This window comes from Candidatus Pelagibacter sp. PS_02 (assembly GCF_059418065.1).
In genome coordinates this window covers 1,084,912-1,106,247 of record NZ_CM182079.1, presented here as the reverse complement: position 1 = coordinate 1,106,247, position 21,336 = coordinate 1,084,912, and the positions used below count along the sequence as shown (strand labels likewise).

Annotated in this window: 26 protein-coding genes; 12 read left to right on the top strand and 14 right to left on the bottom strand. The window is 28.2% G+C overall.

Features of this window, described 5'->3' with window-relative positions:
• Nucleotides 1-43: 43 nt before the first annotated feature.
• Nucleotides 44-1,192 (bottom strand): hypothetical protein, encoded by a 1,149-nt coding sequence (locus AC5SL4_RS05850; protein ID WP_494587255.1) that lies wholly within the window; start codon nucleotides 1,190-1,192, stop codon nucleotides 44-46.
• 301 nt (nucleotides 1,193-1,493) lie between these two features.
• On the opposite strand from AC5SL4_RS05850, the gene AC5SL4_RS05845 reads away from it, so the two are divergent.
• A complete protein-coding gene (locus AC5SL4_RS05845; RefSeq protein WP_494587254.1) occupies nucleotides 1,494-1,913 on the top strand; it encodes a hypothetical protein in 420 nt (139 codons plus the stop codon).
• 5 nt (nucleotides 1,914-1,918) lie between these two features.
• On the opposite strand, the gene AC5SL4_RS05840 is transcribed toward AC5SL4_RS05845, so the two are convergent.
• The 6 genes from AC5SL4_RS05840 to AC5SL4_RS05815 form a co-directional block, all read right to left on the bottom strand.
• Nucleotides 1,919-2,293, bottom strand: a complete 375-nt coding sequence (locus AC5SL4_RS05840; protein WP_494587253.1) for a hypothetical protein — start codon at nucleotides 2,291-2,293, stop codon at nucleotides 1,919-1,921.
• A complete protein-coding gene (locus AC5SL4_RS05835; protein WP_494587252.1) occupies nucleotides 2,290-2,481 on the bottom strand; it encodes a DUF4177 domain-containing protein in 192 nt (63 codons plus the stop codon). The genes AC5SL4_RS05840 and AC5SL4_RS05835 overlap by 4 nt, the downstream gene beginning before the upstream one ends.
• 23 nt (nucleotides 2,482-2,504) lie before the next feature.
• On the bottom strand, nucleotides 2,505-3,719 hold the full coding sequence (locus AC5SL4_RS05830; protein WP_494587251.1) for a site-specific integrase: 1,215 nt from the start codon (nucleotides 3,717-3,719) through the stop codon (nucleotides 2,505-2,507).
• A 54-nt stretch (nucleotides 3,720-3,773) separates the two neighbouring features.
• Nucleotides 3,774-4,037 (bottom strand): hypothetical protein, encoded by a 264-nt coding sequence (locus AC5SL4_RS05825; protein ID WP_494587250.1) that lies wholly within the window; start codon nucleotides 4,035-4,037, stop codon nucleotides 3,774-3,776.
• 99 nt (nucleotides 4,038-4,136) lie between these two features.
• Entirely contained in the window at nucleotides 4,137-4,787 is a 651-nt protein-coding gene (locus AC5SL4_RS05820) for a hypothetical protein (RefSeq protein ID WP_494587249.1), read from the bottom strand.
• Entirely contained in the window at nucleotides 4,780-4,989 is a 210-nt protein-coding gene (locus AC5SL4_RS05815) for a hypothetical protein (protein ID WP_494587248.1), read from the bottom strand. Before AC5SL4_RS05815 ends, AC5SL4_RS05820 begins: the two co-directional genes overlap by 8 nt.
• Before the next feature lie 145 nt (nucleotides 4,990-5,134).
• On the opposite strand from AC5SL4_RS05815, the gene AC5SL4_RS05810 reads away from it, so the two are divergent.
• The 3 genes from AC5SL4_RS05810 (at nucleotide 5,135) to AC5SL4_RS05800 (ending at nucleotide 7,827) form a co-directional block, all read left to right on the top strand.
• A complete protein-coding gene (locus AC5SL4_RS05810) occupies nucleotides 5,135-5,875 on the top strand; it encodes a recombinase family protein (protein WP_494587247.1) in 741 nt (246 codons plus the stop codon).
• Nucleotides 5,876-5,937: 62 nt separating this feature from the next.
• Nucleotides 5,938-6,927 carry an HIT domain-containing protein gene (locus AC5SL4_RS05805; RefSeq protein ID WP_494587246.1) on the top strand — a complete coding sequence of 330 codons (990 nt, stop codon included), beginning with the start codon at nucleotides 5,938-5,940 and terminating at the stop codon, nucleotides 6,925-6,927.
• Nucleotides 6,928-7,827, top strand: a complete 900-nt coding sequence (locus AC5SL4_RS05800) for a hypothetical protein (RefSeq protein ID WP_494587245.1) — start codon at nucleotides 6,928-6,930, stop codon at nucleotides 7,825-7,827. It begins immediately after the preceding gene.
• 9 nt (nucleotides 7,828-7,836) lie between these two features.
• Here AC5SL4_RS05800 and AC5SL4_RS05795 read toward each other — a convergent pair whose 3' ends face one another.
• Together AC5SL4_RS05795 and AC5SL4_RS05790 are read right to left on the bottom strand one after the other, a co-directional pair.
• Entirely contained in the window at nucleotides 7,837-7,983 is a 147-nt protein-coding gene (locus AC5SL4_RS05795) for a hypothetical protein (protein WP_494587244.1), read from the bottom strand.
• Nucleotides 7,984-8,015: 32 nt separating this feature from the next.
• Nucleotides 8,016-8,270 carry a hypothetical protein gene (locus AC5SL4_RS05790; RefSeq protein WP_494587243.1) on the bottom strand — a complete coding sequence of 85 codons (255 nt, stop codon included), beginning with the start codon at nucleotides 8,268-8,270 and terminating at the stop codon, nucleotides 8,016-8,018.
• A 1,100-nt stretch (nucleotides 8,271-9,370) separates the two neighbouring features.
• On the opposite strand from AC5SL4_RS05790, the gene AC5SL4_RS05785 reads away from it, so the two are divergent.
• A complete protein-coding gene (locus tag AC5SL4_RS05785; protein ID WP_494587242.1) occupies nucleotides 9,371-9,865 on the top strand; it encodes an MORN repeat-containing protein in 495 nt (164 codons plus the stop codon).
• Nucleotides 9,866-9,950: 85 nt separating this feature from the next.
• Here the strand turns inward: AC5SL4_RS05785 and AC5SL4_RS05780 are convergent, their stop codons facing one another.
• From AC5SL4_RS05780 to groES, 3 genes are all read right to left on the bottom strand, one after another.
• Nucleotides 9,951-10,349, bottom strand: a complete 399-nt coding sequence (locus AC5SL4_RS05780; RefSeq protein ID WP_494587241.1) for a hypothetical protein — start codon at nucleotides 10,347-10,349, stop codon at nucleotides 9,951-9,953.
• Between the two features lie 294 nt (nucleotides 10,350-10,643).
• Complete coding sequence (groL, locus tag AC5SL4_RS05775; RefSeq protein ID WP_271579926.1) at nucleotides 10,644-12,308, bottom strand: chaperonin GroEL; 1,665 nt, start codon at nucleotides 12,306-12,308, stop codon at nucleotides 10,644-10,646.
• A gap of 23 nt (nucleotides 12,309-12,331) precedes the next feature.
• Nucleotides 12,332-12,622: a co-chaperone GroES gene (gene groES, locus AC5SL4_RS05770; RefSeq protein WP_006997749.1), complete on the bottom strand. Its 291-nt coding sequence runs from the start codon at nucleotides 12,620-12,622 to the stop codon at nucleotides 12,332-12,334.
• A gap of 123 nt (nucleotides 12,623-12,745) precedes the next feature.
• Between groES and AC5SL4_RS05765 the strand changes: the two genes are divergently transcribed.
• From AC5SL4_RS05765 to AC5SL4_RS05740, 6 genes are read left to right on the top strand one after another with little or no spacing between them, the layout of a single operon-like run.
• On the top strand, nucleotides 12,746-13,564 hold the full coding sequence (locus AC5SL4_RS05765) for a TIGR01459 family HAD-type hydrolase (protein ID WP_494587240.1): 819 nt from the start codon (nucleotides 12,746-12,748) through the stop codon (nucleotides 13,562-13,564).
• Between the two features lie 3 nt (nucleotides 13,565-13,567).
• Entirely contained in the window at nucleotides 13,568-14,485 is a 918-nt protein-coding gene (gene ribF, locus AC5SL4_RS05760) for a riboflavin biosynthesis protein RibF (RefSeq protein ID WP_494587239.1), read from the top strand.
• Nucleotide 14,486: 1 nt separating this feature from the next.
• Nucleotides 14,487-17,204, top strand: a complete 2,718-nt coding sequence (ileS, locus tag AC5SL4_RS05755) for an isoleucine--tRNA ligase (RefSeq protein ID WP_006997752.1) — start codon at nucleotides 14,487-14,489, stop codon at nucleotides 17,202-17,204.
• Nucleotides 17,205-17,216: 12 nt separating this feature from the next.
• Nucleotides 17,217-17,717: a signal peptidase II gene (lspA, locus tag AC5SL4_RS05750; protein ID WP_011281507.1), complete on the top strand. Its 501-nt coding sequence runs from the start codon at nucleotides 17,217-17,219 to the stop codon at nucleotides 17,715-17,717.
• Nucleotides 17,704-18,156: a DUF3035 domain-containing protein gene (locus AC5SL4_RS05745; RefSeq protein ID WP_271480784.1), complete on the top strand. Its 453-nt coding sequence runs from the start codon at nucleotides 17,704-17,706 to the stop codon at nucleotides 18,154-18,156. Before lspA ends, AC5SL4_RS05745 begins: the two co-directional genes overlap by 14 nt.
• Nucleotides 18,157-18,160: 4 nt before the next feature.
• Nucleotides 18,161-19,303 (top strand): phosphoglucose isomerase-related protein, encoded by a 1,143-nt coding sequence (locus tag AC5SL4_RS05740; RefSeq protein ID WP_271480786.1) that lies wholly within the window; start codon nucleotides 18,161-18,163, stop codon nucleotides 19,301-19,303.
• Here the strand turns inward: AC5SL4_RS05740 and rsmD are convergent.
• Both rsmD and purD read right to left on the bottom strand, forming a co-directional pair.
• Nucleotides 19,295-19,861 (bottom strand): 16S rRNA (guanine(966)-N(2))-methyltransferase RsmD, encoded by a 567-nt coding sequence (rsmD, locus tag AC5SL4_RS05735; RefSeq protein WP_006997756.1) that lies wholly within the window; start codon nucleotides 19,859-19,861, stop codon nucleotides 19,295-19,297. The two genes, AC5SL4_RS05740 and rsmD, sit on opposite strands and share 9 nt — an antisense overlap.
• Nucleotides 19,858-21,123, bottom strand: coding sequence for a phosphoribosylamine--glycine ligase (gene purD, locus AC5SL4_RS05730; RefSeq protein ID WP_006997757.1), 1,266 nt, complete (start codon nucleotides 21,121-21,123; stop codon nucleotides 19,858-19,860). The genes rsmD and purD overlap by 4 nt, the downstream gene beginning before the upstream one ends.
• A 21-nt stretch (nucleotides 21,124-21,144) precedes the next feature.
• Between purD and AC5SL4_RS05725 the strand changes: the two genes are divergently transcribed.
• The gene (locus AC5SL4_RS05725; protein WP_006997758.1) at nucleotides 21,145-21,333 is read left to right on the top strand and encodes a DUF2093 domain-containing protein; all 189 of its coding nucleotides are present in this window, start codon (nucleotides 21,145-21,147) and stop codon (nucleotides 21,331-21,333) included.
• The last annotated feature ends 3 nt before the right edge of the window (nucleotides 21,334-21,336 follow it).

The following is a 21,336-nucleotide window of genomic DNA, read 5'->3' as shown; positions in this document are numbered from 1 at the left end:
CAAAAGATGACTTCATTGAGAAACGGGTTACTAAGGGTTTTTTTTAATTCTTTATTTTCTTATATACTATTTTTTTCCAATTATAGTTTCTGTATAATGAACTAACTACTATTATTCTTTTATTATCTAAATCGATTAATATTTGCTGACCTGCAAAACCACTCAATCCTAAAATTTTTCTTGTCTTATCAATTCCAAAAATATCAAAATGGATTTGGCCACCATAGGATTTTGTATAAAGACCTACATCAGTTGTATGCTTTATGTTGTCTTTCTTTTGAATTCTATTTTCATAAATAGTTTTTAAATATTTACCAGCACAAGTATCGTTATGCCAATCCTCCATCATTGTTTTAGCAATTCTTAAATAATCATATCTATTTGCATAAAAAGAATATCTTGCAGAAACGAAATCTTCATTAAAATATTTTTTGGATCTTTGAAATTGAACACTATTTTTAACTTTAACATGTTCATTAAAAACTTTATATAATAATTTTTCCCAATCAGCGCCAGCCTTATGTTTTACATAATTCATAATTACATTAGTGGTCAAGGCACTATAATTATAAATTAATTTACTTTTTTCCGTACCTCTTAAATATTTATTCATTACTCTCTCTAGACCAATAACATTTACATTTTCTTCTTTCTTTTCACCTTTGATCCTATTATCTGATGAGCCTTCATTTCTTCTTTCACCAACCCATTTTTGGTCTCCACCTCTCATATTTAAGAGATCAAGCAGTACTGCATCTTCGTAAAGAGTATCTTTAATTAATGGCCAATCATTTAATTTTACATTTACGTTATCAATATAACCTTCACAAATTGCGTGCCCTGTTACATAAGACACTAAACTTTTACCCATTGAATGTGATGGTAATAAACCATCGAGTATTGTATGCCCACTGCTAACTTTTTTAGGAATATCAGACACATCAATAACAATTTTATCGTCTTCAAATAACAAATAACTAATTATCCCTGTATTTTTGTTATTTTTAAATTCTTTTAGAACGTCTTTATCTTCTCTTAAATTTGATTGAAATTTGTAATGATTTTCTGAACCTTTTATTACCCATCCACTATATTCTAAAAGAGGATAATCCCAGGTCCTCTTATTTTTATTTGCTTGTGCGTTGGATGAGAGAAAAATTACTAAAATAATAGAAAAAAATATTTTTTTCATAAATAAAAATAAACAAGTTCTAAAGTAGTGTCAATTCTAACTTTGTTTCATCACTTGTTCATCACAAAGTTCATCACAAGTCAGAACAAAAAAAACCCCAAAAGTATTGCTACCGTTGGGGTTTTTAAATTTCGTGAGTACGAAAAGGGTATTACATTCTCATTCACTAGTTCAATAAGTCTTAAATTACCTATCTTTTCTTAAAATTGTTCATCTATGTTCATCTAAATTAAGGGCAAATTCAAAAGGAACTCAAAAGATAATGTGTGAATAATTGGAAAGTTCAACTTTAATAAAAGGTATGTTCATTATATCTTTAGTAATGGATGTTGAACTATCATTAATCAAATTTATCAATCACTACACTAAACATAACCGTGATGATAATGGAGAAAAATATAGTGAAGACCAAGCAAATTTAATTGAAACTTTTGGGTATTCATTTGTAGAACACATTCATCCAAGAGTATTTGAGAAAAATATTACTGAAAATAAGATTAAACTAAAATCAAAAAGGAGAAAAAGTGGTTTTGTTAAAATCCCATTAAATCCAGTTCAAATACTTCATTTTAAATTATTATATAATCTTGCTTATATTAAGCGTTTTTATCCCGCTAAAATTTCTAAGTTTGATTTCTCAGAGGATTTGAGTGAATTATTAGACAATGAAGATAAGATAATTAATTTATATTCAGAAGTGAAGAAGATTGATTTAAATTAATAAGACTATTTTTTTCTACAATTGAAATTTATTTTACCATTTCTACCCAAATCGGGATTGTAAACAATATCAAATGTTCCACTCTCTGTAATAGTATTAAATGTTAAAGTAGTTGTAACATTTTTTACTTTTTGAACTGATATATAATTATAGTTTGTGGATAAATTTTTATCAAATGTAAAACCACCCCCAGTAGTTGTTCTTGTACCATATTTATCTTTAATTAATGTTAATGGACCTCCAGTTCCAAACCAAGTTCCCATTCCTTGAGTTCTACTTGTATCAACACATAGATAATCAATGTATTCTGTTTTTTTTTCTTCTGAACAACTGGATAACAAAAATATTGATAATATTGAGATTAATAATCTTTTTATCATTTATCTTTTAATTCTCTTTTAAATAGCGCTGTTAAATAATCAGAATCACCTTTAATGATATTAATTAATTCCCAACCTTCTTTTCCAAATTCATTTAATTTAGTTTCGTCAATACCATTAAGGATAAAATCACTTGTTGCTTGACCTTTTTCACCCACATAAACAGTTTTATATTCAAACTTCTTCATAAATAATTCTAACAAATCAACATCTATTTTACTACTTTGAAATTATTAGGGATTCTTTTATGTAGTTTGATTAATGCCTCATCAGAATTACCTAGATAAACACTCATTACCATTCTTGGACTTGTGTTCATCAATTTTGATATGTCTTCAATTACAGTTCCTTTTTTCCATTGTTCAGTAGCGTATGTATGTCTGATTGAATAAAGAGGTCTTGTTCCACCTTTGTAATAATAAAGATTTAAGTCTTTTGAAAATCTGGAAAAGGTTTTACCTGTCTTGTTCTTTAATGTCTTTCTGTCTTTGATAAATGGAAAAAGTAAATAGTCATCATCTTTTATATCTGAATGTCTGTTTAAGATTTCTGGAAAAATATGTTTGGTAAAAAAGTCATTAGCGATTGGATAATGAATTGGTTTAGTTTTGGTATTTCTTACTGTAAATTTAAGAATATCGGTTTCTGGATTATCTCTATCTTTTATAAACTCATAATCACTTCGTTTCATATTTAATGGTTCTAATCCTGGTCTAAATCCAGCGCTTCTTAATAAGTTGTAATAATCTTTACACTCAAGGAAATACATCTCTTTTGTTTTTTCATACTCTTTCTTACATCTGTTGTTAATCAAATTAAGTTCATTATTTTCATAAGGTTCTCTTGGAGTATTAATTACTTGTTGTGTTGGAGTATCAGGAATGTAATTAACCGTTCCTCTATCTTTCGCTCTTTTAAACATTTGAGTGAGAACAGAAAAGTATTTGTTGATTGTACTTCCACTTCTACCATCTTCTTGTAATGATGATAAAATCTCATCATCAACGATTTGTTCAACTGTTTCTATATCTTTGTAGTCAATATCTTCAAAAAAAGGTTTTAGATAATTCCATTTTGACTTATCTCTTTCACCTTGTTCGTTATTCTTTAAATGAGTTTTGTGTTTATATTTTCTAATCTTAAACATTAAATATGGTTGAGCGATGTCTAAATCAAAAGACTTCTCTCTATCGTATTTTGAGTCAATGTGATTTTTAAACCAATCAACATAGTATTCTTTCGCTTTTGATATTGCTTCATTTATGTTTTTTGTTTTACAAGTTTTTTGAAAATGATTTGATGGATATTTTTTATACCCAGTACCAATATAAAAAGAACAAGTATAAGTTTGTTTGTTTTCAAACTTGTAAATTCTAATTTTCTGTTTTGTTAATATCTTCAATGTACTCTTATCTATCTTTGGCATAACTTTTTTCCTATCTTCATTATAATAAATGGACTTTTGAGGTAATCAAATGGATTACCTCAAATCGTTTGGTAAGTTATTAATCCAACACAAATCATCGAATATCTTCCACTTCTTTTTAAAACTATCTGTGTAATCTTCTCCCTTTCCAATTGCTCTTTTTAAACTTTTCTTTAAGATAAAATAATTTCTAGTTATCAAGTACTGTTTATATTCTTGTTCAATATCAATACTATTGTTGGGTAATTTTGGAATTTTCACAAATTCATCAAATGATAAAGTTCTTTTCCAAATACTTTTATGTTTGTTTTTTTTCATAGTTATTTTCCTTTCGTTGTTAAGTTTAACTATGAGTACATATTACCAGAATAGAGTGATGAAATCGTTTACCTGTGATGATGTCTTTACAGAGGTAACTTAATTATCTGAATATTCGCCAGGAAAATTACCTTTACAGACATTTTCCAATATCTTTGACGCTTTGAGTATGTTTCTACTAATAATGACAGACTTGTTTTTAAATGACTTAATTCCACTACCAATTCCTTGTAGTTTTCGTCTTCTTAACTTTCCTTTTTGAAGTAGTGATTTAACCTTACTTTGTCTTTCATCAATTTTGTTGTTAGTTAATTCCCAGATATCTTCCAATCTTTTGTCTTTATTTTTTTGTCTAAACTTCCAAGCAATTAAAAAACTATCTAATGCTATGGTTTTAATATTTTTTCTTTGATGTGTTAAAACAAATCTAGATGTCGATTTATTAACCTTATTTTTCAGTATTTTAGGTATTTCTCTCTGAATTTCTTTAATCTTAAAGTTGGTTGGAATTTCTAATGTAATCGCTTGTGGATTTGAAACTTTAGTAACAATCTTAATAGTTCCTTTAGAAGTAAAAAGACTTGAATGAGTTTTAAACCATTTATCAAATTTAGAGTTCTTAATTTCACTTAAATTCCAAGTTTTGTAATATTCTTTATCAATTTTTTTACTTAATTCTTTATCTAATAAACAAGTTTTTAAGTAATCAAACCAAACTCTATAAGGTTGTAGTTCACCAAATTTAATCATTTTTGTAATGTTGTGTATATCCTCCAAAGAATTTGTAAATTATTGCTGAGTAAATAATGAAAGTACCTAAAGAAATTAGGTGAGAGTCCATTTCTCTAAAAAAAGTTTTTGTTATAAAAAATGAGATAACTACTACAAAAAAGCATCCAAAAATTCTCCAATGTAATTTAATCTTTTCTTTGATAGGACTTACATTTTTCATACTTTTGAATACCATTTTTTTTAAACAAAAACATTAACTTTTGACTAGATTCTATCAAATGTTAATGCTTTTTGTTGAGGTATCTAGGTTTCCTGTTAGCGTATTCTAATCAAGTTCTCGGTTAGAACATAACGAAAGGAAAAAAATGACAGTATATTTTTATGGAAGAAACAGTGATGTAGAGAGTTTTGACAGACAATCTAGTATTCAAACTCAATTATCTAAGTGTCAATCTTATGCTAATATCAAGGATTTAAAGATTGATGTTGAAATAACCGAACAAGTATCTGGTACAACTTGTTTTGAAAGAAGAATTAAAGGTTCTGAACTAATGAGTTTCTTAAAGAGAGGTGACCATATCATCTGTTCACATTTAGATAGATTTAGTCGTAATACTTTAAATCTACTTCAACTTGTTGAAAAATTTAGAAAACAAAAAGTAAGTCTTCACTTTGTAGATGTTGGAGGAGAGGTAACAGGAACTGACGCTATTGGTTCTGTATTTCTTAAACTACTTTCTGTTTTCGCTGAATTTTACGCCAAACAAGTGAGTGAAAAATCTAAAGCGACTAAACAAAGAATGATTAAAGAAAACAAGTACACTGGTGGTTTTAGACCTAAGTTTGGATATGATGTTGATGATAATGGATATCTAGTGCCTTGTGAAAAGGAACAATCAATCATTCGTCTTATGAAGATTTTACGAAAGAAAGGTAACTCTTATAAAAAGATTGCTGAAGTTGTTACTAAATCAACTCGTAAGAAATTTGCTCAATCTTGGGTTTTTAATATCTTAAAAAGAGAGAGTTCTATTCCACCAAATGAAGAAATCATTAGACACAATATTTGTAATGTAGAATTACAACCAACTATTGCTGATATTTAAACAAAAATCTAATTGTTTGAATGTAATAATATTGGTAGGTTTGTATAACCACTAGGAGAGTTGTGTCTAAAAAATACTCAAAACTTAAAAATTACATTTCAAAGAAAATGAGTATGTCTCATATCTATCAACCATTAATGTTGATTGAACTTATTAAAGGTAATGGAAAAGCGTCTGGAAATAACATAGCAAAATCATTTTTAAGTTATGATGAAACACAGATAGATTATTATAAAAAGATTACTACCTTAATGCCATTTAAGTATCTTTCTAAACACTTAAATGAAATTAAGAAATCAAAAGACAATTATTCATTCGAAGACTTTGACTTAGAGGAAAGTCAAAAGGATGAGTTAATCAAAATGTGTTCTAATAAACTCGAAAGTTATATTAAGAAAAGAGGTATTAAAAAAATCTTTGGTCACAGAACTTTAGCGAGTGGAGTTATTTCAGGAAGTATTAGATATAAAGTATTGTTAAGAGCAAAGAATAGATGTGAAAGTTGTGGAATATCTAACAAAGAAAAGGCATTAGAAGTTGACCACATTATTCCAAGAACTAAAGGTGGAAAAGATGAACTAAGTAACTTCCAAGCACTTTGTTACACCTGTAATTCTCAAAAGAGTAATAAAGATGACACACATTTTAAGAAGATATTAGAGAGTTATAATCATAGAAAAAAAGGATGTATCTTTTGTAATATTTCACAAAGTAAAGTTGTTAAATCAAATGAACTTGCTGTTGTAATTAAAGACAATTATCCCGTTACAAAACACCACTGTTTAATTATTCCAAAACGCCATTGTTCTGATTACTTTGATTTATATCAACCTGAAATTAATGCTATTTCTCAACTCATTAATGAGATGAAAACTGAATTACAAAAAAAAGACAAAACTATAAAAGGATTTAATATTGGTAACAATTCAGGTGAAGTATCTGGTCAAACAATCTTTCATTGTCATATTCACTTAATACCAAGAAGAAAAGGGGATACTTTAAATCCTAGAGGTGGTGTTAGAGGGGTGATAAAAGATAAACAGGATTATTAAATGAAAAAAAAATATATCAAGTGGATTATAGGATTTATAATTATTGTTATAATTTATGTTGTTTCGGGACTTCTTTATATAGAAATAGAGAAAAGAAATAATGTTAAAGAAATTTCTGAAAAAAGAGAAAGACAAGTAAAAATAACCAAAGGTTTATACACCACAAAATTATTTGGTATTAAATTACAACAACAAGCAGATATTCTTTTATTTTCATTACAAAATGTAGCGTCAACATATGGAAATATAGATAAAGTTTATGATGAAAAAGGTTTAATAAAAAATACAGAAAATTTATTTTATTATGATTATTCAGTTAAATTAAATTCATTTATTAATGATGAGGGAATAGAAAGCACAAAGCAGTCTTGTGTGGATATGTATAAAAAACTTGAAAGAGAAAATCCTGAAGAACTATGTATTAAACCAATTATTAAAAATGAAAATTTTTCTGACTATTATATTAAGTATCATCCCTATGGTTATAGAATTTGGTCAATAACAGGTAAATTAAACAAAAACCATTCTGATAAAAATAAATGTGTTGAAGATTTAAAACCATATGCCAATATTTTAATGAATAATATTAAAAAACAAAACCCTAGTGAAAGAATTGTTGTTGAAGATAAATTTTATCCATCTGAAAGAAAACCAAAAGTAATTTTTTCTTATAAATCTGAATTTGATAACGACACTACTTCAACACTCATTATTGAAGGTGTTTGTAAAAATAACTCATCCTATATTTCATTAAGTGCTCCACTACTTCAACCTAATAGTGGTGAATTAAAAAGAATTAGAAAACAAATAATAGAAAAAAAACAACTCAATAAAAAAGAGAATTTTGATAAAAGTGTTAAAGAAAAAGAGAAGTCAATAAATTCTCAAGGTCTTCAATAAATATTTAGACTATCTACTATCTACAAACCGTCTAATAGCATTCTCAACAAAGACAGACATTATTAGTCCATTCTTGTTACATAATTCTTTAAATCTATTTCTATAGTCTTTTGAAATTAAAAAATTAACTCTTTCTTTTTTCTTATTTTGTTTCATTATTTTATCTGATTGGACTGACCACATTGTTATTACTCCTTGATTTCGTATTTGATTTTAAGTTCATTGATTAAGTCTGATAGAAACTTACCTGTTTCTCTAATATTGTAACTATCACCACTTTTACCTGAAATTTGTTTGATGAAATCTAATGTTCTATCTTTCATCATATAAAGACGGTTTGATTGTAACATATTAAATAACTCATCTTCTGCTTGTTCTGTGTCATAGTAATTCTTTAGATTTTCTCTAGTAATTTGTTGAACAGATTGTTGTATTAAGTTCATTTCTTTTCTCTTTGAAACTTGGTTATCAATTCATTCTTATATTTGGTTACTAATTCATCTAGTTCTTTGGTTAAGGCAATCTTACTAAAGGTGTTTCTAGTGGACTTTATCTTATTCCAGATACTTGTTATTTTGTTTTCCATAATAGTATTTATAAGTGTTGAACTTGATGTAGTTGACTTCGTCAACAAGACTAGCGTCTTGGTCTCATTGGTGATTATTAACTTGAGGTAATGTTTCATTCAGACAAAACTTTGCTATCAACTAATACTTAAAAAAATATTAGAAGTTAGAAAAGTCTTGCCCTTGAGTACAATGTACAAACAGACACTTACCTTGGAGTATTGAAAATTGGCATTCACAGACAAACGGTCAGCGCTTCAATCTGCTGGATGAACCAGATACTTACCACTTTGTAGTCTTCAAACTACTAACGCTAGATTTAATATCTTGGTAAGTTTGATATTAAATTCTATAGGATTTGACAGTCAGCGTCTCACCTTCGTTTTTCCTTAAAATGAGTTTAAGGTCTCGTATGTTGTAATAAGAAAAGTTCCAATTAAATTCTTAATACGATTTTAATAAAGTCTGATAAATGTTTCTCTTTAATCACATCGCTATACGCTTAAAATGACTATTTAAAATATCGTACTTCTTAATATCTATTTATACATCACAGATACTTCACTTTAGATTTTTTTGATAAGTTTTTGTCAGAGGTAACCTTCAATCTAATCTCAACTATATTCTAATTGTTAATCAATCATATAGTGTGTGTATTTTGGTGTAGAGAGTGTTTGAGTAGATTGTATCGTATTAAGATTTTTAGACACTCCAGCGTCTTAAATTGTTCATCTATCGTTCATCTAATTGTTCATCTAAATTTAGAACAAAAAAAAACCCCAAAAGTATTACTACCGTTGGGGTTTTTAAATTTCGTAGGTACGAAAAGGGTATTACATTCTCATTCACTAGTTCAATTAGTCTTAATTTACTTATCTTTCCTTAAAATTGTTCATCTATGTTCATCTAAATTAAGGTCAAATTCAAAAGGAACTCAAAAGATGACTTTATTTTATAGGTGGGTTAAGGTTATTTTGATGAATAAATTATCACTATATGTTTTTTTGATTTTGATGTGGTGCAATGTTGGTTTTGCTGAATGTGTGGAAGGTAACTGCATTAGTGGTCAAGGAACTTTAATTGATAATGGGCATACTTATGTTGGTGAATTTAAAGATGGTAAAGTACACGGACAAGGAAATCTAATATATCCAAATGGAGATAAATATGTTGGAGAATATCAGAATGGAAAAAGACACGGTCAAGGAACTTTTACTAAAAAAAATGGTGACACTTATGTTGGTGAATGGAAGAATAGTATGAAACACGGTCAAGGAACATATACATTTGCAAATGGTGACGAATATTTTGGAGAATATAAAAAAGATAAAAAAGATGGATTAGGAATTTATACCTTTGCAGATGGAGATGTGACTGGGGGAGAATTTAAAGAGGGCAAGTTATTCAAAAAAAATTCACTTTTTAAAAAAGATAATAAAAAAAGAGAAACTGTCAAAAAAAAAGAAAAGTAAAAACTTCCCCTTAAATTTTAGTAGAATTGGAGTCCACAGAAACAACTGACATTGAATAGTGAAATTAAAAAAATCCCTGAAACTTTTATTTAAAAATAAAGTTATAAATCTGGATTATTAATAAAACAGGTGAAATAAAAGTACATAATACAAACAACCAGTTTAATAAATTTTTAATAAATCTTATTATCAAAAATATATATTTATTTTTTACATCATAACCTTCTTTAATTCTCCAATCGCCTCCATACTGATTGTACATCTTCTTTTCTGCTTTAATTTGTTCAGAAGTTCTATTTTGTAAACTTTTCCATACAGATAAATCACTATCAAAAGTGTAAGACAAGGTTGGCAATGTTGCTATTAATATTAAGTAAATGAATGAGTCTAAATAGAATGACCGATAATAAAGTACTGATATAAATACTATTAAATACCAAAAAAACATAAATACTTTGTCTTGTTGATTAAATTTAGTATTCATACCTAACCCTAGCAAATCGACATCTATTTTACTACTTTGAAATTGTTAGGTATTCTTTTATGTAATTTAATTAATGCTTCATCAGAATTACCTAGATAGACACTCATTACCATTCTTGGACTTGTGTTCATCAATTTTGATATGTCTTCAATTACAGTTCCTTTTTTCCATTCCAGCGTCTTAAATTGTTCATCTATCGTTCATCTAATTGTTCATCTAAATTTAGAACAAAAAAAAACGCCAGAGTGATTGATTTCTCTGGCGTTTTTAAATTTCGTAGGTACGAAAAGGGTATTACATGCCCATTCCGCCCATGCCACCCATGCCGCCCATTCCACCAGGCATTCCACCAGGCATTCCACCGGCACCAGAATCTTTGTCGTCTGGTTTGTCAGCAATCATGGCTTCAGTAGTTACAAGTAATCCAGCAATCGAAGCCGCATCTTGTAAAGCTGTTCTTACAACTTTAACAGGATCGATGATACCTTTCGCAAACATATCAACGTATTCTTCGTTCTGAGCATCGTAACCCATATTCTTTTTATTTTGTTCAAGTAGTTTTCCAACTACAACTGAACCGTCAACTCCAGCATTTAAAGTTATTTGTCTAATAGGAGCTTGTAAAGCTTTAGCAACTAATGCAACACCAGCTTTTTGATCGTCTCCTTTAACTTTAAGTGTGTCAAGACTTTGTGAAGCGTATAAAAGAGCACAACCACCACCAACAACTATTCCTTCTTCAGCAGCAGCTCTAGTTGCATTAAGAGCATCTTCAACTCTATCTTTTCTTTCTTTAACTTCTACTTCAGTTGCACCACCAACTTTGATTACAGCAACTCCACCAGCAAGTTTTGCTAGTCTTTCTTGAAGTTTTTCTCTGTCATAATCAGAAGTTGTTTCACCTACTTGTTGTTTGATTTGAGCACATCTAGCTTCAATTTCAGATTTTTTACCATTGCCGCTAATGATTGTGCTGTTATCTTTATCAACTTTAACTCTCTTACAAGATCCAAGATCAGTAAGTTTAACGTTTTCAAGTTTAACACCAATATCTTCAGAGATAACCTGACCGCCTGTTAAAATTGCAATATCATCAAGCATTGATTTTCTTCTATCACCAAAACCTGGAGCTTTAACTGCAACAACTTTTAAACCACCTCTAAGTTTATTTACCACAAGAGTTGCAAGAGCTTCGCCCTCAACATCTTCAGAAATAATCATTAGTGGTCTACCAGCTTGTACAACAGCTTCTAAAAGTGGAACCATTGGTTGTAAGTTAGTTAATTTCTTTTCATGCAATAAGATGAAAGGGTTTTCTAACTCTGTAGTCATTTTATCAGCGTTAGTAATAAAGTATGGTGATAAATAACCTCTATCAAACTGCATACCTTCAACAACGTCTAACTCAGTTTCTACTCCCTTAGCTTCTTCAACAGTGATAACACCTTCATTGCCAACTTTTTGCATAGCTTTTGCAATCATGTTACCAATTTCTTTATCACCATTAGCTGAAATAGTTCCAACTTGAGCAATCTCATCAGTATCTTTAACTTTTTTTGCTGAAGCAATTAAGCTCGCTTTAACATGTTCTACTGCTGCATCTATTCCTCTTTTAACATCCATAGGGTTCATGCCAGCTGTTACATATTTTACACCTTCTTTAACAATTGCTTGTGCTAAAATAGTTGCTGTAGTTGTTCCATCACCAGCTTCCTCATTTGTTTTGCTAGCAACTTCCTTAACCATTTGAGCACCCATGTTTTCAAATTTATCTTCAAGATCAATTTCTTTTGCAACAGAAACACCATCTTTAGTAATTCTTGGTGCACCATAAGATTTGTCGATAACAACGTTTCTACCTTTTGGTCCAAGAGTAACTTTTACTGTGTTAGCAAGGATATCAACACCTCTTATCATTGCTGCTCTTGCTTCAGAGTCGAATTTTACAACTTTTGCCATTTTATTTTCTCCTTTAAATTAAATTATTTGCCAGAAATACCCATAATGTCAGACTCTTTCATTATGCTGTATTCTTTGCCATCTATTTTGATTTCAGTTCCTGACCATTTGCCAAAAAGAACTTTGTCTCCAACTTTCACATCCATTGGAATTAGTTTTCCATCTTCAGTTTTTGCACCACCACCAACAGCAATAACTTTACCTTCTTGAGGCTTTTCTTGAGCTGTATCGGGGATAATTATTCCTCCAGCAGTTTTTTCACTACTGTCTAAAACTTCTATTAAAACTCTATCGTGTAACGGTTTAAATTTCATAAATTCTCCTTTTATTATGCGACTCATATAGCTATTAGGTTTACTATTTCAAGAGATGTTAAAAAAAATATGTAGGGCAAAAAACCAGAGAAATTGTGTTTTTTATAAGTTATACCTCCCATAATGACTAAGAATTTAGATAAGGATGGATTAAGGTCGATTGTAGAGAATTATGATATTTTTTATATCGATTTATGGGGTGTTGTTCATAATGGGATAACTCTTCATAAAAACGCAATCGAAGCCTTAGAAGAAATCACCAAAGCAAACAAAGACTATGTGCTTTTAACCAATGCGCCAAGACCCAATAAAACAGTAAATAATTTTTTAGAAAAAATGGGAATGAACAAAGAAATTAGAGAAAAAGTTTATTCTTCAGGAGAAGCAGCGCTGAATTATTTAAAAAAAAATTCTCTAGAAGAAAAGTTTTATCATGTGGGACCACCAAGAGATTTTGATTTATTTTTAGATTTTAAAAAAAATAAGACTAATAACATTAAAGAAAGCTCATACTTACTCTGTACAGGATTATTTGAAGAGCAAGGTGAGGATTTAAAATATTACAAAGAGTTATTCAATGATCATATGGATAAGAAAATGATATGCACTAATCCAGATTTAATTGTTGATAGAGGTGAAAAAAGAGAATTATGTGCAGGGTCTGTAGCTCTTGTTTTTGAAAAAATGGGTGGAGAGGTTATTTATTTTGGAAAACCATTTCCTGAAGTTTATAATCAAGCAATTAATAACGAAGGAAAAAGAGTTTTATCTATCGGCGATAATTTAAATACGGATATTAAGGGAGCCAATCTTTTAAATTTTAATTCATTAATTATATCAAATGGTGTTCATAAAGATGAAATTAAAAAAGAAGGCATTGATGTAATTTCAAAAAAATATGAAGTTGTTGTAAACTTTATTCAAACAGAATTAAAATGGTAAAATATGAAGTTGTATAAAGATTTTAATATTTCAAACAATCATAAAAAATCAATTATCTTGATTGGAAATTTTGATGGCGTTCATTTAGGTCATCAAAAATTATTTAAATTAGCAAATACTTATAAAAAAAAATTTAATCTAAAAATTGGTGTTTTAACATTTGAGCCAATGCCTAAAATGTTTTTTAATAAAAATTTTAAAAACTTTAGAATTTCAAATATAAATCAAAAAAAAATAATTTTAGATCATTTAGGGGTCGATTTTATAATTACTAAAAAATTTGATAAAAAATTTTCTGCAATTAAGTCTGATTTTTTTATTAAAGAAATTTTATCAAAAAAATTAGAAGCTCAATACATATTTGTTAGCAATAACTTTAGATTTGGCAACAAAAGAGAGGGAGATGTTAGGCAGTTAATAAATAATGAGGGAAGATACCATTACAAAATAGTAAAACCACAACCATTAATTTTAAATAAAAAAGTTATCTCCTCAACATATATCCGTTCTCTTCTAGAAAAAGGGCAGTTAAAGAAAACTAATAAGTTATTAAGTCGAAATTGGTCAATTGAAGGAATTGTTCAAAAGGGAAGACAGCAAGGAAAAAAAATTGGTTTTCCAACGTGCAATATTGATATTAAAGATTATGTGATAGCAATGCCCGGAGTGTATGCCGTTAAAGTAAAACAAAAAAACTCCAATAAATCACTAAAAGCGATTGCCAATCTTGGTTATAGACCAACTTTTAATCAAAAAAAAATTTTATTAGAAGTGCATATTTTTAATTTTTCTGGAAATCTTTATAATAAGTATTTATCAGTAGAGTTCACAAAATTTATAAGAAAAGAGAAAAAATTCAAAAACGTTGATCAATTAAAAAAACAAATTCAAAGTGATTTAAAAGTCGCTAAAAAAAGTTAACATGAGCAAAGAAAATATAAATTTACCTAAAACAGCTTTCTCCATGAAAGCAAATTTACAGAACAAAGAACCTGAAATTTTAGAATATTGGAAAAAAATTGACCTTTATAAGGAGTTGAGAAAATCTAATAAGGGAAAAGAGAAGTTCATACTTCACGATGGCCCACCATATGCGAATGGTAATATTCACATGGGCACTGCTTTAAATAAGATTTTGAAAGATATCATTGTTAAATTTCATCAAATGGATGGTAAAGATTCTGTATATGTTCCAGGATGGGATTGTCATGGTTTACCGATTGAGTGGAAAATCGAAGAGCAATATAAAAAAAATAAAAAAAATAAAAATGAAGTTCCAATAACAGAATTTAGAAAAGAGTGTAGAGAGTTTGCTGAAAAATGGATTGAAGTTCACAAAACACAATTTAAACGATTAGGTGTTGTTGGAGATTGGGAAAATCATTACGCAACAATGAGCTTTGAAGCAGAAGCTCAAATCGTAAGAGAATTAGGAAAATTTTTAAAAGAAGGAAGTCTTTATAGAGGTTTTAAACCTGTTCTTTGGTCAACTGTAGAAAAAACAGCTTTAGCAGATGCTGAGGTTGAGTATCAAGATCATAAATCAGATACAATTTATACAGCATTCCCAGTTAAGAAAACAAATATAAAAGAATTAGAAAATACAGATGTTATTATATGGACAACCACACCATGGACTATACCTGCAAACAAAGCTCTAGCTTATAATGAAGCCTTAGATTATTTAATAATTGAATTAGGTGATGAAGGAGATTTTAAGAATAAAAAAATAGTTGTTGCGGAAGCTCTACTAGAATCTGTAATCAAAGATTGTGAAATCAAAAGTTATAAAGAAATAAAAAAATTTAAGGGTAAGGATTTTAAAGATACAATTTGTAGTCACCCTTTCTTAGAGCTAGGTTATGATTATGATATACCAATGCTTGAAGCAAGATTTGTTACAACAGAACAGGGAACAGGTATTGTTCATTGTGCACCCAGTCATGGTCCTGATGATTTTAATCTTTGTTTAAAGTATGGGATAAAAGCCATAGAGACAGTAGATGGTGATGGTAAATACACTAAAAACCTTCCTTTATTTGAGGGAACTCATATTTTTAAAGCTAATCCAATTGTTATTGAAAAATTAAAAGAACAAAAAAAATTATTATCTAATGGAGAGCTAGTTCATTCATATCCACATTCATGGAGATCAAAAGCACCTCTTGTTCATAGAGCAACTCCGCAATGGTTTATTTCAATGGAAAGTCATGGCTTGAGAAAAAAAGCGTTAAAAGCTCTTGATGATACTAAATTTTATCCAGACAAAGGCAGAGAAAGAATAAAAGCAATGATTGAAACAAGGCCAGATTGGTGTGTTTCAAGACAAAGAGTTTGGGGAGTTCCACTTCCAATATTTGTTCATAAAACTACTAAAGAAATTTTAGTAGATGATAATGTAAATGAGAATATTGCGAGCATTTATGAAAAAGAAGGTTCTGATTGTTGGTTTTCTGACAGTCCTCAAAGATTTTTAGGGGATAAATATAAAGCAGAAGATTACGAAAAAATAAGTGATATTGTTGAAGTTTGGTTTGATAGCGGTTGCACTCATGCATTTGTTTTGGAAAAAAGAGAAGATCTTCAATGGCCAGCATCAATGTATTTAGAAGGCTCAGATCAGCATAGAGGATGGTTCCATTCGTCACTTTTAGAATCTTGTGGAACAAGAGGGAGAGCACCTTATGAATCGATATTATCACATGGATTTGTTGTGGATGGCAAAGGTCTGAAAATGTCAAAATCTGTAGGAAACGTAATTGCACCTGAGGATATTTTAAAAAAGTATGGTGCAGATATTTTAAGAATATGGGTTGCATCATCTAATTATGCTGAGGATTTAAGAATTGATTATTCTATTTTAGAACAACACGCTGATTCATATAGAAAAATTAGAAATACATTTAGATATTTGCTAGGTAACTTAAATGATGATTTCCAAAAAATTGATTTGGAAAGTCTAGACATTAAACAATTGCCAGAGCTAGAGAGATATATGCTTCATAGAGTGTATGAGCTAAATAATAATTTTAAAAATTATTTTAAATCTTATGATTTTCACAATCTTTATAAAGAGCTTTTAAATTTTTGCACAGTAGACCTATCTTCATTTTATTTTGATATTAGGAAAGACGCTTTATATTGTGACTCAAAAAATTCTGATAGAAGAAAGAGTAGTATAGTAGTTTTAAATATTATTTTAGAATCTTTGGTTAAATGGTTTGCACCAATACTTTCATTTACAACCGAAGAAATTTTTACCCTGATAAACAAAGAGCAAAAAAGTATTCATCTTGAACAATTCATGAAATATCCAGAGTCTTTTCAAGATGAAGAACTGCATAAGAAATGGATAGAGTTAAAAAAAATTAGAGATATCTGTAATATAAGTATTGAAGCAAAAAGAGCTAGCAAAGAAATAGGATCAAGCTTAGAAGCTAGTCTAATTATTAATCTAAATAAATCATTATTCGAAATTTCAAAAAATGTAGATTTTTCAGAAATATGCATCACATCCTCTGCTTTAGTTCATCAATCAAACACTGATGAAATAATTATTAAAACGATTAAAGCCGAAGGAAATAAATGCCCAGTTTGTTGGAAGATCAATAAAGTTAAATGTGAGAGACATTCAGATTAACTAAAAAGGTTGATGAACAAAATTAACTTAAAAAACTTTTATTTAAATTTAGTAATTATATTAGTAGTTTTTATATTTGATCGTACAACAAAGCTATATATCTTAAAACTTGCAGAAGTAGAAACATCAGTTGATATTTATATCACTCCTTTTTTAAACTTATTTTTAATCTGGAACAAAGGAATAGCTTTTGGATTATTTTCTATAGATGGAAGTGTTATTTATAATTCTATTACAATCTTAATTGGTCTTATCATTATTGCTATTATATTTATGATGTTAAAAAATGATAATATTCAGCGTTACTTTTTTGCTTTAATTGCAGGTGGCGCTTTTGGGAACTTTTATGACAGGATAGTTTATACAGCCGTTCCAGATTTTATTGATTTACATTTTTATGGCTTTCATTGGTTTGTTTTTAATGTAGCTGACATATTTATTACCATTGGAGTTTTTTGCCTTATTTTAGTAGAACTTTTCTTTAATAATAAAAAAACAAATGAAAAAAACTAATCCATTAATAGCTTCTTTTTTAATAATTCTCTTTTTAAACTCTTGTGGCACAATTGCTGAAGGATTGGGAGGAAGCAAAAAAAAAGGAAGTGACGAATTTTTGGTTGAAAAAAAGTCACCATTAGTACTACCACCTAGCTTTGGAGAGTTGCCAGAACCTGGAAAGCAACCTGAAGAAAACATAATATCAGATAAAAAAGATACATCAGATATTGAAGATATAATAAATCAAAGCTCTTCTATAAGCACAAGTGAAAAAAGTGATGATGCAAAAAATTCTATTGAGCAATCTATTATTAAAAAGATTAATGAAAAAAAAGTTAATTTAATAGAAACTACAGAAATAAATTTAGATAAAGTTATAGAAGATAATGAAGAACCAAAAAAAAAAGGTTTTTTTAAAAAACTAAAAAATAAATTCAATAATCTAGAGCATTAAAGAAATGATATTTAAAAATTTTTTAAATATCAAAAGTTCTAAAATAATAAAAAAAGATTTTTTAAAACTACTAAAAAATCAGCCAGCATTGTTTGAAACTTTAAAACCCACGTATAAATATAGCTATTCAAAAAAAATGATTAAAAAATATAAAAAATTATCAAATTTAAGAATAATTGGTATGGGTGGATCTGTTCTTGGCTCTGAAGCTATTTATGATTTTTTAAAACCTAAAATAAAAAAAAAAATTACTTTTGTAAATAATTTAAACAGCAATGCAGATTATTTTAATAATAAAAATATAAATTTAAATTTAATTATTTCTAAATCAGGAAATACATTGGAGACAATAGCGAATGCTAATGCATTAATTACCAAAAAAGAAAAAAATATTATTATTACTGAGTCAAAAAATAGCTATCTAACTAACTTAGCAGCAAAACTAAAGGCAGAAATATTTGAGCATAAAAATTACGTAGGAGGCAGGTATTCTGTGTTGTCAGAAGTTGGAATGCTACCTGCAGAATTAATGAATTTGAATGAAAAGAAATTTAAGCAATTTAATAATCTTATTAAAAATAAAAATTTTATTAATAATTTAGTAAGCAACGTGTCAACTACGTTAAACTTAATTAAGAGTGGAAAACAAACGTCAATAATTTTAAATTATGATGAGCAATCTGAAAATTTATTTAAATGGTATCAGCAACTAATAGCTGAAAGTTTAGGAAAAAAATCACTTGGATTATTACCCGTTGTTTCTTCAATGCCAAAAGATAATCATAGTTTAATGCAACTTTATTTAGATGGCCCAAATAAATATTTTTATACATTTTTTAATGTTCTAGAAAATAGAAATGTTAAAATTAAGAATGATAGTGTGTTAAATACTCATAAGTTTTTAAAAAACCTATCAATAGAAAAAATAAAACAATCTCAAATGATTGCCACAGAGAAAGTTTTTATTTCAAAAAAAATACCTTTTAGAAGCTTTAGAATTTTAAAAAGAAATGAACAGTCTCTAGGTGAATTGTTCTGTTTCTTTATATTAGAGACTATTTTACTTGGTCGAGCTTTAAATGTTAATCCATTTGATCAACCTTCTGTTGAGTTGATAAAAATAGAAACAAAAAAAATATTAAGTTAAAACATTTCCAAATATAATTTTTGAAATACCATAATTTTTTTCTAGAATTAGGTTGAATTCCTTTGGTAGGTCGTCATCTTCTTTTTTATGTCTGTGAATAATTATGATGCCATCTGTGTTAAGCAATTCTAATTTAGTTATTGCATTCAGCAGAAAAGGTAATTTTTTTTCCTTATAGGGAGGGTCCATAAAAATAATATCAAATTTGTCATTTAATAGTTTAAGTGTATTTTCAGAAAAAATATCTTTTTCAATTATTTTTGTTTGATTTTGTTGATTTAAATTATCTATATTTTTTTTTAAAATATTTAATACTTCTGTGTAACTCTCCAAGAAGGTAATATTTCTAGCTCCTCTTGATAAACATTCGAGACCAAATGATCCAACACCTGAAAATAAATCTAAAATATTAGAATTTTCTAACTCTACATTTAATAATTTAGAATGTTTTAATATATTAAAAATTGACTCTTTTGTTAAATCTTTGAGAGGTCTTGTTAGTTTATCTTTAGGTAGAAGAATTTTTTTGCCTTTAAAATTTCCTGAAATAATTCTCATTCATCAATCACCTTATGACCAATATCTTTTCTATAGAAACCATCTTTCCAATTTAGGTTTTTAATTAAATTTATTGCTTTATCTCTACTATTTTTAAAATTTGATGACAGACTAACAAAATTAATTACTCTTCCACCATTTGAATAAACCTGATCGTTTATTTTTTTTGTACCAGCGTGAAAAAAATAATCATCCTCATCAAGCTTTAGATTTCCAATATTATCTATTAAAATTTGATTATTATATTTATCTGGGTAGCCCTTTGAACATAAAACAATACATAGACTTTTTTTTTCATGCCACTCTAAATTTATATCTTTTAGGTTTTCATTGCAGCACGCATTGATAATTTCAAATAAATCTGTTTTTAATTTTGGTAAAATAGTCTGACACTCTGGATCTCCCATTCGTACATTGTATTCAATCAAATAAGGTTCATCTTTAACTATCATTAAGCCAGCGTATAAGAATCCTTTATAATTAGATCCCATTTCTTCTAGAGCGTTAATGGTAGGTTTGATTATTTTATTTAATATTTTTTCTTCCAAAGGTTGATTGAGTAGTCTTGAAGGTGAATAAGCACCCATTCCGCCTGTATTCGCTCCTTTATCACCTTCTAGAACTCTTTTATGATCTTGTGCAGTTTCAAAACCCTTGATTTCTTTACCATCACTTATAATAAAATAGCTCATTTCTTCACCAACAAGAAATTCCTCAATTAATATATTTTTTGCTAATCCAAACTTTCCATCAAAAACTTCTTTTATTGCTAAATTTGCATCATCTTTATTTTCACAAATATAAACACCTTTTCCAGATGCAAGACCATCAGCTTTGACAACAAGTGGAAACTGAGTTTTATCTAAAAAAGATATTGCATCATTGGCATTTTCAAAAATACCAAATTTAGCAGTTGGTATATTGTGCTTTTCACATATTTTTTTTGTAAATATTTTTGATCCTTCTAACTGAGAAGAAATTTTATCAGGACCAAAAATACTTATTTCAGTATCTTTAAAGAAATCCACTATTCCATCAACTAATGGTTTTTCTGGTCCAACAATTAATAAACTAATTTCATTTTTGATTGAAAATTCTTTAATCTTGTTAAAGTCTGATAAATCAATTTCAATATTCTCAGCTATATCAGAAGTTCCTGCATTACCAGGAAAGCAGTATATCTTGTTAACTCTAGGTGATTTTTTGATGGACAGACATAGAGCGTGCTCTCTTCCACCACTTCCAATTATTCCAACTTTCATATAGATGTATATAAACTAAAAATGAATAAAAAATTAGCAAAATTAAAATATTTACCAAATAACTTTGAAATTATTGAAAATGGTGATCATGTCGTTTGTGCTGTATCAGGAAAATCAATTAGTTTAGAAAATCTTAATTATTGGAATGTTGAGCTTCAAGAACCATATTTTTCATATGTAGAAGCTCATAAAAAAAAAGAGACACACTAAATT